14 protein-coding genes and 1 pseudogene are annotated in these 15,204 nt (G+C 63.5%); 9 read left to right on the top strand and 6 right to left on the bottom strand.

From position 1 onward, the window contains the following. Positions 1–14: 14 nt before the first annotated feature. On the bottom strand, positions 15–734 hold the full coding sequence (locus tag WKH79_RS03970) for an NYN domain-containing protein (protein WP_160766808.1): 720 nt from the start codon (positions 732–734) through the stop codon (positions 15–17). A 37-nt stretch (positions 735–771) separates the two neighbouring features. Then, positions 772–1,409, bottom strand: a pseudogene (locus tag WKH79_RS03965) (carbonic anhydrase). A 97-nt stretch (positions 1,410–1,506) separates the two neighbouring features. Between WKH79_RS03965 and lipA the strand changes: the two are divergent. Together lipA and WKH79_RS03955 are read left to right on the top strand one after the other, a co-directional pair. After that, positions 1,507–2,448, top strand: coding sequence for a lipoyl synthase (gene lipA / locus WKH79_RS03960; RefSeq protein ID WP_063505353.1), 942 nt, complete (start codon positions 1,507–1,509; stop codon positions 2,446–2,448). After that, positions 2,448–2,903, top strand: a complete 456-nt coding sequence (locus tag WKH79_RS03955) for a type II toxin-antitoxin system RatA family toxin (RefSeq protein ID WP_063510835.1) — start codon at positions 2,448–2,450, stop codon at positions 2,901–2,903. Before lipA ends, WKH79_RS03955 begins: the two co-directional genes overlap by 1 nt. Here WKH79_RS03955 and WKH79_RS03950 read toward each other — a convergent pair. Genes WKH79_RS03950 through WKH79_RS03940 form a run of 3 tightly spaced genes read right to left on the bottom strand, consistent with a single transcriptional unit; the run spans position 2,900 to position 5,044 of the window. Next, on the bottom strand, positions 2,900–3,400 hold the full coding sequence (locus WKH79_RS03950; protein WP_063512781.1) for a CinA family protein: 501 nt from the start codon (positions 3,398–3,400) through the stop codon (positions 2,900–2,902). The genes WKH79_RS03955 and WKH79_RS03950 overlap by 4 nt on opposite strands. After that, complete coding sequence (locus tag WKH79_RS03945) at positions 3,397–3,933, bottom strand: hypothetical protein (RefSeq protein WP_341859676.1); 537 nt, start codon at positions 3,931–3,933, stop codon at positions 3,397–3,399. Before WKH79_RS03945 ends, WKH79_RS03950 begins: the two co-directional genes overlap by 4 nt. Before the next feature lie 4 nt (positions 3,934–3,937). Continuing rightward, the gene (locus WKH79_RS03940) at positions 3,938–5,044 is read right to left on the bottom strand and encodes a bifunctional 2-C-methyl-D-erythritol 4-phosphate cytidylyltransferase/2-C-methyl-D-erythritol 2,4-cyclodiphosphate synthase (protein WP_341860088.1); all 1,107 of its coding nucleotides are present in this window, start codon (positions 5,042–5,044) and stop codon (positions 3,938–3,940) included. 115 nt (positions 5,045–5,159) lie between these two features. On the opposite strand from WKH79_RS03940, the gene dusB reads away from it, so the two are divergent. The 7 genes from dusB (at position 5,160) to hflX (ending at position 14,389) form a co-directional block, all read left to right on the top strand. Continuing rightward, positions 5,160–6,179 carry a tRNA dihydrouridine synthase DusB gene (gene dusB / locus WKH79_RS03935; RefSeq protein WP_341859675.1) on the top strand — a complete coding sequence of 340 codons (1,020 nt, stop codon included), beginning with the start codon at positions 5,160–5,162 and terminating at the stop codon, positions 6,177–6,179. Beyond that, the gene (locus tag WKH79_RS03930; RefSeq protein ID WP_341859674.1) at positions 6,176–7,237 is read left to right on the top strand and encodes an ATP-binding protein; all 1,062 of its coding nucleotides are present in this window, start codon (positions 6,176–6,178) and stop codon (positions 7,235–7,237) included. The genes dusB and WKH79_RS03930 overlap by 4 nt, the downstream gene beginning before the upstream one ends. 8 nt (positions 7,238–7,245) lie before the next feature. Next, positions 7,246–8,658, top strand: a complete 1,413-nt coding sequence (gene ntrC / locus WKH79_RS03925; protein ID WP_341859673.1) for a nitrogen regulation protein NR(I) — start codon at positions 7,246–7,248, stop codon at positions 8,656–8,658. Positions 8,659–8,740: 82 nt separating this feature from the next. Continuing rightward, the gene (locus WKH79_RS03920; protein ID WP_341859672.1) at positions 8,741–10,972 is read left to right on the top strand and encodes an ATP-binding protein; all 2,232 of its coding nucleotides are present in this window, start codon (positions 8,741–8,743) and stop codon (positions 10,970–10,972) included. Between the two features lie 6 nt (positions 10,973–10,978). After that, positions 10,979–12,364, top strand: coding sequence for a sigma-54 dependent transcriptional regulator (locus WKH79_RS03915; RefSeq protein WP_063506655.1), 1,386 nt, complete (start codon positions 10,979–10,981; stop codon positions 12,362–12,364). A gap of 169 nt (positions 12,365–12,533) precedes the next feature. Continuing rightward, positions 12,534–13,073: an RNA chaperone Hfq gene (hfq, locus tag WKH79_RS03910; protein ID WP_341859671.1), complete on the top strand. Its 540-nt coding sequence runs from the start codon at positions 12,534–12,536 to the stop codon at positions 13,071–13,073. 17 nt (positions 13,074–13,090) lie between these two features. Then, on the top strand, positions 13,091–14,389 hold the full coding sequence (hflX, locus tag WKH79_RS03905) for a GTPase HflX (protein ID WP_341859670.1): 1,299 nt from the start codon (positions 13,091–13,093) through the stop codon (positions 14,387–14,389). Here hflX and mazG read toward each other — a convergent pair. Beyond that, positions 14,386–15,150, bottom strand: a complete 765-nt coding sequence (gene mazG, locus WKH79_RS03900) for a nucleoside triphosphate pyrophosphohydrolase (RefSeq protein ID WP_341859669.1) — start codon at positions 15,148–15,150, stop codon at positions 14,386–14,388. The two genes, hflX and mazG, sit on opposite strands and share 4 nt — an antisense overlap. Positions 15,151–15,204: the final 54 nt, after the last annotated feature.

The following is a 15,204-nucleotide window of genomic DNA, read 5'->3' as shown; positions in this document are numbered from 1 at the left end:
CGCGCCCTTTTTCGTTAGCGCAACCGCTTAACGAAGCTCTGGCCATTCCCGCGCCGCTCGACGGAAAAATTGGGAATCGTCTCGATCAGGTCGGTGAGCCGCGCGAAACCGTAATTGCGCGTGTCGAAGCTTGACCGGTTGCCCGCGCGCTGTCCGACTTCGGACAGATTGGCATAGCCCTTGTCGTCGCGCTTGCTGGCGGCATAGGCGTCGAACAGCAGGTCGAGCAAATCCTGGTCGAGGACGTTCGATGCCTTGCTCGGCCCGCCTTCCTTGGGGGTGTCCTTTTCCGCCTTGATCAGCGCATTCACGTCGATGAAACGCGTGCATGCCTGGCGGAATGCCTCTGGAGTTTTGGCACCGCCGAACCCGTAGACCGGCAGGCCGTCCTGCCGGATGCGCATCGCAAGCGGCATGAAATCGCTGTCCGAGCTCATGATTCCGAACCCATGGACCCGGCCGCGATAGAGCAGGTCCATCGCGTCGATCGTCATCTTCATGTCGGTAGCGTTCTTGCCCTTGGTCATGTCGAACTGCTGCTGCGGTTCGATGCCATAGCGATGCATCAGATCGATCCAGCCCTTGAGGCTCGTCTTGCGCCAATTGCCATAGGCGCGGCGGATGTTCACCTGACCCAGTTCGGCAAGCACGGTGAGCACCGGATCAATGCCCGAAGGACTGGCATTATCCGAATCGATGAGAAGAGCGATATTGCGTTGTTCGATATCCGACATGTGCGCTTCCATGACCGCAAGCCGGGTCACGCGCAAGTCACGGGGCGGGAACGAATTCTCCGCTAACCTCGTCGAGCAGGTGCAAAATCCCGTCGGAAATGGCGAAATAGGCGCCCCGCAGGGTGAGACTGCCATTGCCTTCCTTTTCCTGCACGCAGGGGAAGGTGCGAAGGTTCTCCAGGCTGACCTTGACCGCGGCCAGTTCCATTGCGCGTTCGGCGATGCGGCCGCTCGTGCCCTTTTCCGCAGCGATCGGTTCCCGCACCGCGTCGAGCATGTCGATCCAGTGCGCCACGAATCCGCCTTCTCCCAGCGCGTTGCCATGCAAGTCCTGCGTCAGCGCAGCCTTGCACCCCCGCACATGCCATGGCCCATGACCACCACTTCGCGGACCTTGAGGAACTGGACAGCGAATTCGAGCGCCGCGGATACGCCGTGCCGGCCGGGCGTCGTTTCGAACGGCGGGACCAGCGCGGCAACATTACGCACCACGAAAATCTCGCCCGGATCGACATCGAAAATCTGTGCAGGGTCGACGCGGCTGTCGGAGCAGGCGATCACCATGACCTGCGGCGACTGGCCTTCCCTGAGCTGTTCCCAGCGGTCGTGCTGTTTGTGCCAGTCGCCTTCGCGAAAGCGGCCGTAACCCTGGATCATCTGTTCGAAAGTCTTCATGCGATCATCGCTGCCGTGAAATGGTCCCGGTGGCAAGGGGCGGCGCATAGCTATGCGGGTTGCCGTTGGCGGGCAGGGGGCCTAGATGGGCCGCGCTATGAACGACCTTTCTTCCGCACCGCGGCCCGAGGGCGAACGCCCCAAGATGCAGCGCAAGCCCGACTGGATCCGGGTGAAGGCGCCCGTAAGCAAGGGCTATCAGGAAACGCGCAAGCTGATGCGCGAACTCAACCTGCACACGGTGTGCGAAGAGGCGGCCTGCCCGAACATTGGCGAGTGCTGGACCAAGAAACACGCCACGGTGATGATCCTTGGCGATACCTGCACGCGCGCCTGCCGGTTCTGCAACATCAAGACGGGCATGCCGATGCCCGTCGATCCGCTCGAGCCCGAGCACACCGCGACCGCTGCAGCGGCCATGGGTCTCGAGCATATCGTGATCACCAGCGTCGATCGCGATGACCTGCCCGATCGCGGTGCGGGGCAGTTCGTCAAGGTGATCAACGCGCTGCGCCGCGAAACGCCGAATACGACGATCGAAATCCTGACTCCCGATTTCAAGGGACGGATGAAGCAGTCGATCGCAGAGATCTGCGAGGCGGGCCCCGATGTCTTCAATCACAATCTCGAGACCGTCCCGCGGCTTTATCCGACGATCCGCCCGGGCGCGCGCTACTATGCCTCGCTGCGCCTGCTCGAAGAGGTGAAGGTCCATAATCCGCTGATCTTCACCAAGTCGGGCATTATGCTCGGCTTGGGCGAAGGCCGGCTCGAGGTCCATCAGGTGATGGACGACATGCGCAGCGCGGATATCGATTTCATCACCATGGGCCAGTATCTCCAGCCTACGCCCAAGCACGCGAAGGTGGAAGAATTCGTCACGCCCAAGCAGTTCGCGGCCTATGGCTCGATCGCGCGGGCGAAGGGCTTCCTCCAGGTCGCATCGAGCCCGCTGACCCGCTCGAGCTATCATGCGGGCGACGATTTCGCCGAAATGCGCGCCGCGCGCGAAGCAAAGCTCGCCAAGCAAGGCGCCTGATGCCCGGCATCCGTGAAAAACGGCGGCTGCCTTACAGCCAGGAACAGATGTTCGACCTCGTCGCCGATGTGGGCAGCTATGGCGAATTTCTGCCGTGGGTGGTCGCGACGCGCGTGCGCAGCGACAGCGAAACCGAAATGGTCGCCGACATGCTCGTCGGCTTCAAGGCGATCCGCGAGAAGTTCACCTCCCGCGTCGTCAAGCAGCGTCCCGAGCACCTCGAAGTGTTCTACGTCGACGGACCGCTCAAGGATCTCGACAACAACTGGACCTTCACCCCGACCGAGGACGGAGGGTGCGAGATCGATTTCTGCGTGGATTTCACTTTCCGCAACGCGGTCTTCGAAGCATTGGCAGGCCAGTATTTCGACCGTGCCTTCCGCAAAATGGTGCAGGCGTTCGAAGATCGTGCGGACGAACTGTACGGCCGCGAAAACGCCGCCGCCAACCTCTAGGGCAGCAAGAGTTCAAGCGCGCAGATCGTCGCCTCGCGGCGAATGTCGGCGCGCGAAGTCGGCTCGAACCGCTTGAGTTCGCCTTCGGGCTCGATGCCATCTCCGCGAACGACACGCGCGAAGACGACCGTCCCCACGGGCTTGAGATCGGTACCGCCGCCGGGCCCGGCGACCCCGCTGATGGCAACCGCCACATCGGCATGGCTCCTGTCGAGCGCGCCCTTGGCCATGGCCCAGGCGCAGGCGATCGAAACTGCCCCGAAGGTTTCGATGATCTCGAGCGAAACGTCGAGACATTCCATCTTGGCTTCGTTCGAATAGGTTACGAAACCGCGGTCGAGCACGGCCGACGATCCCGGGATTTCGGTTAGCGCGGCAGCGACAAGACCGCCGGTGCAGCTTTCGGCAACGGTCACCTTGCGCCCGAGCGCCGCGTTTTCCTCGACTACGCGGCGGGCGAGCGTCTCGATGTCGTCGGGAAGCAGTCCGCCGGTCATGGCTGCTCAGCCGGGCAGATGTCGGGTTCCTTTACATCGGTAACATCGAGAATGAAGGTCAGCAGTCCGCCGAAATTCTCCGGGGGAAGGGGCGCCAGCAATTCCATGGCCTGCTCGATCTTCGGGCAATCCCCGGGCTTGATCTCTTCCCCGATCTTTTGCGCCAGGAAGGCGTCGACGATCGGGCGCAGTGCCTCGGGTGGCAGGTCGGACAGCATCGCGGCCGTGCCGTCGTCTTCCCTGCCGTTCGCCAGCGCCAAGAAGGTGCGGAAAGCGCCGGGCCAGCGATCCGACTGGATCGAGGCATAGGGCGCGACGAATGCTTCGCCGCGGGTCGCGAAAAATCCGTCCTCGGCCAGGTAGGGCGTGCACGATGCCCGGAAGCCTTCCGCCAGGATCGGGACCGCATAGATGCCGGTATCGGTCACGTCCTGCGGGGCGATGCAGCGTTGCGCCAGCGCCGGCTGCGCCGCAAGCAGGCCAAATGCAGCAAGCGCTGCGGCGCCCATCCGTTTGCGATATCCCATGCGCATCAATCTACTCCCTGATGACGGTTGCCACGGCCTGCGCTGCAATTCCTTCGCCGCGGCCCGTGAAACCGAGCCGCTCTGTTGTCGTGGCCTTTACCGATATGGCGGTGATGTCAACGCCGAGCAGTTCGGCGATCCGCGCGCGCATGGCGTCGCGATGCGGCCCGATCTTCGGCGCTTCGCAGATGATCGTCAGATCGATATTGCCAACGCTGTAGCCGGCTTCGCGCACGAGCCGGGCAGCGTGTTCGACAAAGCGGTCGCTGCTCGCTCCTTTCCACTGCGCGTCGCTGGGAGGGAAATGGCTGCCGATATCGCCTTGAGCGATCGCCCCCAGCAATGCGTCGACAATGGCGTGCAGTGCCACATCCGCATCGCTATGGCCGGCCAAGCCCTTGTCGTGTCCGATCCGGACCCCAGCGAGCCACAGCTCTTCGCCTTCGGCCAGCCGGTGGACATCGTAGCCAATGCCCGTGCGCAGGGGCGGTAATCGAGTCATGAAATCCTCCGCGAAAGTGAGTTTGGCAAGCCGCTCGTCGCCCGCGACATGCGCGATTTCTCCGCCACTTGCACGCAACACCTGCGCATCGTCGCCCGCATCGGTTTCGCCGGCCCAGATGGCATGCGCATCGCGAATGGCGGCAAAGCGGAAAGCTTGCGGTGTCTGGACCCGGCGCAAATGTTCGCGCGGCGCGGCGCCGGCCATCATACCCTCTTCCTCGAAAGCCAGGCTGTCGACGACCGGGAGGACCGGAATGGCGCCAGCGTGGGTTTCAAGCGCGCCAAGCAAGCGTTCGATCACCGCGGGCGGAAGGTCCGGCCGCGCCGCGTCGTGGATCAGCACGGTATCGGCGCTTTCGATAGCGCTCAGCGCCCGGGCAACCGATTGCTGACGTGTCACGCCTCCGGCGACGAGGGTATAGCCCGCCAGTCCGTCCAGCGCCGTGTGCGCAGCCGCTTCACCGTTTTCGGGGATCGCGATGACGAGCGGGGCCGCCCCGGCTTCGAGTAGGGTTTCGACCGAGTGGCGCAGCACCGGTTTGCCGCGCCAGTCCGCAAATTGCTTTGGCAGCGGCTGTCCCGCCCTGATACCCTTCCCTGCGGCGACGATGATTGCCGCGAAGGCGGGAAGGGGGCGCGTGTTGCATACGAAAGCAGCGCGCTAGCGGCTTGCCGTTTTCGCTGCAACGCACTATGTGCCTGCCCAATATTTAGGCAATGAATTCCTTATGACGACGCAACCGCTCCCGCCCGCACCCCCGCAGCCGATCGAGGTCGGCAACGTGTCGATCGACACGCCGGTGGTGCTCGCGCCGATGACCGGCGTGACCGACCTGCCGTTCCGGCGCCTGGTGCGGCGCTATGGCTCGGGCCTCAATGTGACCGAGATGATCGCCAGCGAAGCGGCGATCCGCGAAACGCGGCAGAGCGTCCAGAAGGCGGCTTGGGACGCGATCGAGGAACCGGTGTCGATGCAGCTGGTCGGTTGCGATCCCGACAGCATGGCCGAGGCGGCCAAGCTGCAGCAGGACAACGGCGCGGCTATCATCGACATCAATTTCGGCTGTCCGGTGCGCAAGGTCGTGGGTCAGCTGGCCGGGTCGGCGTTGATGCGCGAAGTGCCGCTGGCGACGAAGCTGATGGAAGCGACAGTCAAGGCGGTCGATGTGCCCGTGACCGTCAAGATGCGGATGGGCTGGGACCATGCCGATCTGAACGCCCCCGAACTGGCGCATATCGCGGAAGACCTCGGCGTGAAGATGATCACCGTCCATGGCCGAACCCGCAACCAGATGTACAAGGGGCAGGCGGACTGGGCATTCATTCGCAAGGTGAAGGATGCGGTCTCGATCCCGGTCATCGCCAATGGCGATATCTGCACGATAGCCGACGCTGCGGCCGCGCTCGAGCAATCGGGTGCCGACGGCATCATGATCGGGCGCGGGGCTTACGGAAAACCGTGGCTTCTGGGGCAGATCATGCATTGGTGGCGCACCGGCGAAGTGCTCCAAACTCCCTCATTCGACGAGCAATACGACGTGCTGGTTGAGCATTACGAGTCGATGCTCGACCATTACGGCGAAGGGGTCGGCACCAAGATCGCGCGCAAGCATCTGGGCTGGTATACCAAGGGCATGCACGGCTCCGCCGAGTTCCGCAATTTCGTCAATTTCATCGACGATCCGCACAAGGTGCTCGAGGAAATCGAAGCCTTTTACGAGCCCTTCCTGCGGCGCCGCGCCGCGTGACCCCGCCATCCGGCGCACCCGATGCGCGCGCCCAGCTTGCCGCGATGATTTTCGCGGTGCTGCTGCTGGACGAGGACGATCGCATCGTCGAAGCCAATTATGCAGCCGAAGAAATGCTCGGCCGCAGCGCCCGCAAGCTATCCGAGAAGCGGTTCTGGGATGTGGTGGGAATCGCTGACGAACGGCTCACGGAGCGCCTCTCGAGTGTCGATGCGCAGGTCATCGCCCGGGGCGTGACCATCGCCACCGCTGTCGGTGAGCGGAGGATCAATATCAGCAGCTCGCCCATTTATGCATCCGCGGGATGGCGCGTGCTCACGTTGTCCGACGCAGGGCAGCCCGACAATGACGAGGACGCCGAAGAGCGCGTCGAATTGCGCGCACCCGCGGTTCTCGCACATGAAATCAAGAATCCGCTCTCCGCCATTCGGGGGGCGAGCCAGCTACTGGCCCGCCGCGTTGCGGGGAAGGACAAGCCGCTGGCGAAAATGATCTCCGCCGAAGTCGATCGGATTGCGCAGCTGATCGATCGCATGCAGCAGCTCGGCGCGAAGCCGATCGAGATTACCGGGCCGTGCAACCTGCACGAGGCCATTCGCAACGCGATGGCGACAGTGCGCGCGGGAAGAGACGATCCCTGCGAATTGGTGGAGGAATTCGATCCCTCGCTCCCCCCGGTCGCGGCGGATCAGGGCGCGCTCGAGCAGGTCCTTATAAATCTCATCGCCAATGCCTGCGATGCCAGCGCCGCGCTCGACAGTGCCCGGGTGCGTGTGCGCACCCGCTTCGTCAGCGGCCTCGTCTTCAACACCATCCGTCTGGGCAAGGCGACCCGCCTGCCGATCGAGATCACGGTCACCGATGGCGGATCCGGGATCGAACCGGCGCTGCGCGATCACGTGTTCGAACCGTTCGTTTCGAGCAAGCCGCACGGGCAAGGGCTCGGGCTTGCCCTGGTGCGCAAGCTGCTGCGCGACATGGGCGGGCGCATTTCGCACCAGCGCGACGAGCGCGCGGGTGAAACCCATTTTCGCATCAACCTGCCGGTCGCAGGGTAGGGGAGCACATGGCACGCACGGTCCTGCTGGTCGAAGACGACAAGAGCATCGCAACGGTGATCACCGAAGCGCTGCGCGATGATGGGTTCGAAGTGACGGCATGCGATACGCTCGCCCGGCGCGATGTCTTGCTGGACGAGCAGGCGTTCGACGTCATGCTGACCGACGTCATTCTGACCGACGGCGACGGTCTGGCGTCGATCGATGCCGTGCGATCGCGCGCGCCCGACATGCCGGTGATCGTCCTGTCGGCCCAGAACACGCTCGATACGGCGGTCCGCGCAAGCGATAGCGATGCTTTCGAATATTTCCCCAAGCCCTTCGATCTTGACGAGCTGACGCAGGCGGTTGCGCAGGCGGTTGCCAGTCGGCCGGTCCTCGAGGGCGCGGATGACAGCGAAGACAGTGCGCTTCCGCTGATTGGCCGCAGTCCCGCGATGCAGGGCGTGTTCCGGATGATCACGCGGGTCCTGCGCAACGATCTCACGGTACTGATCACCGGTGAAAGCGGCACGGGCAAGGAACTGGTCGCCGAGGCGATCCACCAGCTTGGCGCGCGCAAGACCGGTCCGTTCGTGGCGGTCAACATGGCGGCGATCCCGCACGATCTGCTCGAAAGCGAGTTGTTCGGGCACGAACGCGGTGCATTCACGGGCGCGGTCGGACAGCAGATCGGCAAGTTCGAACAGTCGAACGGCGGCACGCTGTTCCTCGACGAAATCGGCGACATGCCGGCGGAAGCGCAGACGCGCCTGTTGCGGGCGCTGCAGTCAGGGCGGATCCGCCGCGTCGGCGGGCGGCAGGAGATCGGGGTCGACGTCCGGATCGTGGCGGCCACCAATCGCGACCTCACCCCGATGATCGCCGACGGGCGTTTCCGCGAGGACCTCTATTACCGTTTGAACGTCGTGCCGATCCACCTGCCGCCGCTGCGCGAGCGGCGCGAGGACATCGGCGCTCTGGTCCGCCATTTCCTCGGCCAGGCGGCGAATGAGGGACTGCCCGTCCGCAAGGCCAATGCGCAGGCGATCAACGCGCTCGAGGCGCGACCCTGGCAGGGCAATGTGCGCGAACTGCGCAATGCAGTCTTCCGGCTCGTCCTCATGGCGCGCGAAGATGTAATCGATGCAGCCGCGGTCGAAGACATCCTCCCTGCCGCGCGCGGAGAGACGGGCGAGGGGCAGAAGGACGGTCTTGCAGCCGCGGTAGAGCGCTGGCTCGAACACGCGCGGCCGGCCGACGGGGCTGTCTATCACACCGCACTGGCTGCCTTCGAGAGGCCCCTGTTCGAACTCGCGCTCGAACGGACCGAGGGCAATCAGCTGCGCGCTGCGAGGATGCTTGGCATCAACCGCAACACGCTGCGCAAGCGGCTTTCCGAACTCGACATCGCTCCTGAAAGCTACGCTCGTCGCCGTTGATCCCGCGTTTCGACCGGACCGCGGCGGGTTTGACGAATTTATACTTGCAAAAGTGCAACAGTCCCGTTGTATGCGCGCCACGATGGCGACGCGAACAGCAGGAAGTGGACGACAGACGCCCCGCTGGTGGCGCAGGTTCGTCGTAACCTCGCGCAAACGCAACATGGTCGGCTATATCGAGGTCGTCGCCGCAATCGCTTTCCTGGTCATGGTTGCCAGCACTTGGGCAACCTTCACCAATGCACCGCCCGATGGCGCGCTCCTGCCATCGCGGCAGGTAGCCGGCCTGCTGATCGGTACGCTGATTCCCGCCATGGCGCTGCTCGTGCTTGCCGGGCGGCGGATCGCGCTGCGGCGCGCTGCCGGCAGTACCGCGCGGCTTCATGTCCGACTGGTGTTCTTCTTTTCGATGATCGCAGCGGTCCCGACGCTGCTGGTGGCGGGGTTCGCCGCTTTCCTGTTCCAGTCGGGCGTCGATTTCTGGTTTTCCGACAATTCGCGCGGACTGATGGAAAATGCCAACCAGCTCGCGGAAGGATATTACGAGGAAAACCAGCTCGATCTCGGCAATGAAACGATCTCGATGGCAATGGACATGCGCGCCATCCTTGCGCGCGTGCAGGTAACCGATCCCAACTTTGCGCTCGTCTACCAATACCAGGCCGAACCGCGCGATGTCATCGAAAGCGCCATCCTCCAAGCGATGCCCGACGACACCATGCGCACTGCCGTGGTCTATGGCCTGAGCGAGGCAAGCGATCCGCGAACCTTCGCCCAGGATGCCTATGAAAAGCTTGCCCGCGGAGAACAGGTTGCGGTTCGTGGCAGCGCCGAACGGATCGAGGCGGTGGCGCCGATCGATCGCGAGGCGGGAATCTATCTCTACACCGCGCGCAATGCGGAGGCGGCGACCTTCCGCAGCTGGCAATCCGCCCGCTCGATTTCCGCTGCCTACGAGGAACTGACCAAGCGTGCACGTGCGCTGCAGTTGCGCTTCAATCTCGCGCTGTTCTTTGTCTCGTTGGCGCTGGTGGGCGTCGCGGTATGGTTTGCCTTGCGGTTCGCGGACCGGCAGGTTGAACCGCTTACCGATCTGGTCGCCGCTGCGCGCAAGGTCGGCGCGGGCAATTTCGCGCTGCGCGTCGAAGGGCGCACCGGGGCCGACGAGATCGGCCTGCTCAACCGCGCCTTCAACCGCATGACGGCGCAGCTCGAAAAACAGACCGATGCGCTGCTTTCCGCCAATATCGAACTCGAGGAACGGCGCGGGTTCATCGAAGCGGTTCTGGAATCGGTGAGTGCAGGTATCATCTCGGTCGATGCCGACCTGAACCTGTTGCTGATGAATGCCCCCGCGCAGTCGATGCTGGGCTACGATGCGGCGGGCGAAAGCACGCCCGCGACACTCGACGACCTGGCCCCGCAGATCGGCGCCATGGTGCGTGGCGGGCTGACGCGGGGCGTCATCTCGCACAGCCGCAATGGCGAACTGCTGACCTTCGCCGTGAAGATCGGCCGCGAGAGCGATGGCCATGTGATCACATTCGAGGATATCACGCGGCAGTTGCTCGACCAGCGTCAGGCGGCATGGTCCGATGTCGCGCGCCGGATCGCGCATGAGATCAAGAACCCGCTGACCCCGATCCAGCTGGCGACCGAACGGTTGAAACGGCGCTATCGCAAACAGATCGAGATCGACGGCGAACTGTTCGACGAACTGACCAACACGATCGTTCGCCAGGTCGGCGATTTGCGCAAGATGGTGGACGAATTCTCCAGCTTCGCGCGGCTGCCCAAGCCGACCTTCCGGACGGAAAACGCGATCGACCTGATCCGCCAGTCGCTGTTCCTGCAGGAAGTGGCGCATCCCGCGGTGGATTACCGTTTCCAGGCCCCAGACGAAGGCCCGCTGCGCATCCGCTGCGACCGTCACCAACTGGGTCAGGCGCTGACAAACACGCTCAAGAATGCCTATGAGGCGATCGAGGCCAAAGCGCAGTCGGCGAGTGTCGACTACCGCGGCAGGATCCGCGTCGAGGTCGAGACCGCCGAGGATTCGATTTCGGTCTCGGTGGAAGACAATGGTATCGGCCTGCCGCAAGACCGGGTTAATATCCTCGAACCCTATGTGACGACGCGTGAAAAGGGCACCGGGCTGGGCCTCGCGATCGTCAACAAGATCGTCGAGGAACACGGCGGTGAAATGACGTTCACCTCGGTCGAGACCGGGGGCACGCGGGTGACGATGCGCTTCGCGCGCGATCCACTCGCCGAGGAAAGCGAAGCGCAGACAACGACAAAGAATGAAGGATAGGGACGCATGGCGCTGGATATTCTGATCGTCGACGACGAACGCGACATCCGCGAACTGGTGGCCGGGGTGCTGAGCGACGAGGGCTACGAGTGCCGTACCGCCGCCGACAGCACCGCCGCGCTGGAAGCCATCGACCAGAAACGGCCAAGCCTCGTGTTGCTCGATGTTTGGCTGCACGGCAGCCAGATGGACGGGCTGGAAGTGCTCGACGCGATCAAGGTGCGCGAACCCGATCTGCCGGTCATCATCTTTTCGGGCCACGGAAACATCGACACTGCGGTCAGCGCGGTCAGCCGCGGCGCGGTCGATTTCATCGAGAAGCCGTTCGAGGCCGAGCGGCTGTTGCACCTGGTCGAACGTGCGACCGAAACCGAACGGCTGCGGCGCGAGAATACGCGGTTGCGCGAAAACCAGGGGCAGGGTGACGAGTTCACCGGCAATTCGGCAGTAATCAATGCGGTCCGCGCCACACTGAAGCGCGTCGCCAGTACCGGCAGCCGCGTCCTGGTCACCGGCCCTGCCGGGGCAGGCAAGGAAGTGGCGGCCCGGCTGCTCCACAGCTGGAGCCCGCGTGCCGACAAGGCCTTTGTCATCGTCAATTCGGCCCGGATAACACCCGAACGTTTCGAAGAGGAGCTGTTCGGCGAGGAAGCCGATGGCAAGCTCGTCCGTCCGGGCCTGCTCGAGACCGCCGACGGGGGGACGCTGTATCTCGACGAAGTGGCCGACATGCCGCTTTCCACGCAGGCACGGATCCTGCGGGTGCTTACCGAACAAAGCTTCGTCCGCGTGGGCGGCACCCGGCAGATCGGCGTCGATGTGCGGGTGGTCTCGTCCACCTCGCGCGATCTCACCGGCGAAATGGAGGAGAAGCGCTTCCGCGAAGACCTGTTCTACCGCCTCAATGTCGTGCCCGTCGAAGTGCCCTCGCTGGCCGAGCGGCGCGACGATATCCCCGCGCTCGCCGACGGGTTCTTTGCCCGCTATGCTACCGAACAGGGTCTGCGCCCCCCGACCATCAGCGACGAGGCGATGGCGGCGCTGCAGGCCTATGACTGGCCGGGCAACGTGCGCCAGCTGCGCAACGTGGTCGAACGCACGATCATCCTGACCCCGCGCGAAAATCTCGAACAGATCGAGGTCGACATGCTGCCCGAGGAAGTGCTCGGGGGTAAGCTCGGCGGAAACGGCGGGGTGGGGGCGATGATGGGAGCGCCGCTGCGCGAAGCCCGTGAGAATTTCGAGCGCGAGTATCTCACTGTCCAGATCCGTCGCTTTTCAGGCAATATTTCCAAGACCGCGACCTTCATCGGGATGGAGCGCTCCGCGCTGCACCGCAAGCTGAAGCTGCTGGGTATGGTCGAACGCAAGCCGAGCGAGCCGAAAAAGTAGGAGCGATCGGGAAAGTTGCGCGTTGTGCGACAGAATAAGGAATGCATTGCGCACGACGGTGCGATGTCCCACATTAATGGCGTTCGCAAAGAGTTGCGGATGCACACACGGGCGTCGCGGGCGCCCAGATTGCGGCTCGGTGGAGGGCCGCCAAGAAACGGGAAAAGACATGTCCGGCGAAAAGACACTCTCGGCACGACCGCGTCCGAAACCCCCTGAACCTGCATCGGGCGGCCGTCCCGTGAACCTGCAGGATGCCTTCCTCAACCTGCTGCGCAAGAACAAGTCCCCGGTGACCATGTTCCTGGTCAAGGGCGTGAAGCTGCAAGGCATTGTCACCTGGTTCGATAATTTCTCGATCCTGTTGCGCCGCGATGGCCAGTCGCAGCTGGTCTACAAGCACGCGATCAGCACGATCATGCCCGCGCAGCCGGTCGATACCGAGCAATTTACGAGCCAGGGTTCGGGGGCCAAGCAGCGGCTGTTGCAGGACGTGTTCCTGAGCCGGGTCCGTCAGGCGGAAGCGCAGGTCACCATGTTCCTAGTCAACGGGGTGATGCTGCAGGGCCGGATCGCGTCCTACGATCTGTTCTGCATGCTGCTCGAGCGTGACGGTTACGTCCAGCTTGCCTACAAGCATGCCGTATCGACGATCCAGCCCGCAACACCGGTCGATCTGACCGAAGACTGGGAAGAGGACGACAACTGAGTTTCGATGACGACTTGATGGGCGAGGTCTCTCGCGGAGCACGGGCGCTCGTGGTGTGCCCGGACATTCGCGGGATGGCCTATGACCTCGACGCGCAGTCGCGGCTTGCAGAAGCCGAGGGGCTTGCTCTGGCGATCGGCGTGGTCATCGCCGAGAGCTTTGTGCTGCCCGTTCGCGAAGTGCGCCCGAACCTGCTGTTCGGCGCCGGCCAAGTCGATAACATCCGCATCGCCTGCGAACAGGACGAGGTCGAACTGGTCGTGGTCGACGGCGCGCTCACGCCGATCCAGCAGCGCAATCTGGAAGACAAGCTGGCGCGCAAGGTCATCGACCGCACTGGACTGATCCTCGAAATCTTCGGCGAACGCGCGGCCACTGCCGAGGGCCGTCTTCAGGTCGAACTCGCCCATCTCGATTACCAGCAGAGCCGGCTCGTGCGCAGCTGGACCCACCTCGAACGGCAGCGCGGCGGGTTCGGCTTCCTCGGCGGTCCGGGTGAAACCCAGATCGAGGCCGACCGCCGGATGATCCGGCAGCGGATGGGGCGGCTGCGCAAGGAACTCGAACAGGTGCGCAAGACCCGCGGCCTGCACCGCGAACGGCGCGAACGCGCGCCGTGGCCGGTGGTCGCGCTGGTCGGCTACACCAATGCGGGCAAGTCGACGCTGTTCAACCGGTTGACCGGGGCGGGGGTGATGGCGGAAGACCTGCTGTTCGCCACGCTCGACCCGACGATGCGCGCAATTGCATTGCCCGGGGTCGAGAAGGCGATCCTGTCCGATACGGTCGGGTTCATTTCCGACCTGCCGACGCAGCTCGTGGCCGCGTTCCGCGCAACGCTGGAAGAAGTCACCGCGGCCGACGTGATCTGTCACGTTCGCGATATCTCGAACCCGTCGACCGGCGCGCAGAAGGCGCAGGTGCTCCAGGTTCTCCGTGATCTCGGGGTGGCCGACGAGGAAGGCGAAGAGCCTTCGATCCCCGTCCTGGAAGTGTGGAACAAGTGGGACCAGTTATCGCCCGTAGATGCCGAAGAACTGACCGAACAGGTCGTCGGCAATGACGATGTGGTAGCGATGTCGGCCCTGACGGGTGAGGGGGTCGATACCCTGCTCGAACGGCTCGGCGAGATGCTTACCCGGAATGCCTCGCTCCGCACTTTCGAGGTTCCCGCTGGCGATGGCCGGCGGATTGCCTGGCTGCATGCGCATGGCGAGGTGATCGACGATGTCCTCGAAGAGGAGGGCGGCGCAAACCGGCTGATCACGGTGCGGCTCAACCCCAAGGAACTGGGGCAATACGAGGCGCTCGACTAACCAATCGTGCGCTTGGCGCGCTGCCAGTAGGTTTCCTTGCCATCGAGGTCGAGCGCGGCGAAATCTTCGCCCTCGTTCTGCGAAAGTTCTTCCATCTTCCTGAAACGACGTTCGAATTTGGCGTTCGAAGCGCGCAAGGCTTGTTCGGGATCGACTCCGTAGCGGCGCACGATGTTGACGACGGAAAACAGCACGTCGCCCGCTTCCATCAGCTTTTCGTCATCGGTCTGTGCCTGTGCGAGCTCGTCCAGTTCCTCGCGCAGTTTGTCTATCGGGCCGGTGACATCGGGCCATTCGAAACCGACCCGTGCTGCACGCTTCTGCAATTTGTGCGAACGCAGCAAGGCGGGAAGCGCGTTTGCGAGGCCGTCCATCGCGCTGTTTTGTCCCAATCGCGACCGTTCTGCAGCCTTGATATCCTCCCACCGGCCGTCTTCCATGATGCCGCTTTCATCGCCAAAGATATGCGGATGACGGGCCTCCATTTTGTCGGCGATGCTACGTGCGACGTCTTCGAAGGCAAAATCTCCGGCTTCTTCGGCCATGCGCGCATGGAACACGACTTGGAAAAGCAAATCACCGAGTTCGCCGCGCAAATCGTCCATGTCGCTGCGTTCGATGGCGTCGGCGACCTCGTAGGCTTCTTCGATCGTGTACGGCGCGATGGAGGCAAAGTCCTGCGCCGTGTCCCATTCACAGCCGCCGACGGGATCACGAAGGCGGGCCATGATGCGGAGCAAGCGGTCGGTCTGATTAGACATGGTTGTCTTCTAACGCCAATGCTGCAGAAGGGTAAGCCTGCTTGGAAGCGGCTT

Origin of the sequence: Qipengyuania sp. GPGPB31, from assembly GCF_038396345.1 — a bacterium.
Classification (GTDB): Bacteria; Pseudomonadota; Alphaproteobacteria; order Sphingomonadales; family Sphingomonadaceae; genus Qipengyuania; species Qipengyuania citrea.
Note: the sequence above shows the minus strand (reverse complement) of the source record. Positions and strands in the feature narration are given on the sequence as shown.

Bases quoted from the DNA above. Each gene is read 5' to 3' on its own strand.
- WKH79_RS03970 (WP_160766808.1), bottom strand. From the start codon at position 734: ATGTCGGATATCGAACAACGCAATATCGCTCTTCTCATCGATTCGGAT.
- lipA (WP_063505353.1), top strand. From the start codon at position 1,507: ATGAACGACCTTTCTTCCGCACCGCGGCCCGAGGGCGAACGCCCCAAG.
- WKH79_RS03955 (WP_063510835.1), top strand. From the start codon at position 2,448: ATGCCCGGCATCCGTGAAAAACGGCGGCTGCCTTACAGCCAGGAACAG.
- WKH79_RS03950 (WP_063512781.1), bottom strand. From the start codon at position 3,400: ATGACCGGCGGACTGCTTCCCGACGACATCGAGACGCTCGCCCGCCGC.
- WKH79_RS03945 (WP_341859676.1), bottom strand. From the start codon at position 3,933: ATGCGCATGGGATATCGCAAACGGATGGGCGCCGCAGCGCTTGCTGCA.
- dusB (WP_341859675.1), top strand. From the start codon at position 5,160: ATGACGACGCAACCGCTCCCGCCCGCACCCCCGCAGCCGATCGAGGTC.
- ntrC (WP_341859673.1), top strand. From the start codon at position 7,246: ATGGCACGCACGGTCCTGCTGGTCGAAGACGACAAGAGCATCGCAACG.
- WKH79_RS03920 (WP_341859672.1), top strand. From the start codon at position 8,741: ATGGCGACGCGAACAGCAGGAAGTGGACGACAGACGCCCCGCTGGTGG.
- WKH79_RS03915 (WP_063506655.1), top strand. From the start codon at position 10,979: ATGGCGCTGGATATTCTGATCGTCGACGACGAACGCGACATCCGCGAA.
- hfq (WP_341859671.1), top strand. From the start codon at position 12,534: ATGTCCGGCGAAAAGACACTCTCGGCACGACCGCGTCCGAAACCCCCT.
- hflX (WP_341859670.1), top strand. From the start codon at position 13,091: ATGGGCGAGGTCTCTCGCGGAGCACGGGCGCTCGTGGTGTGCCCGGAC.
- mazG (WP_341859669.1), bottom strand. From the start codon at position 15,150: ATGTCTAATCAGACCGACCGCTTGCTCCGCATCATGGCCCGCCTTCGT.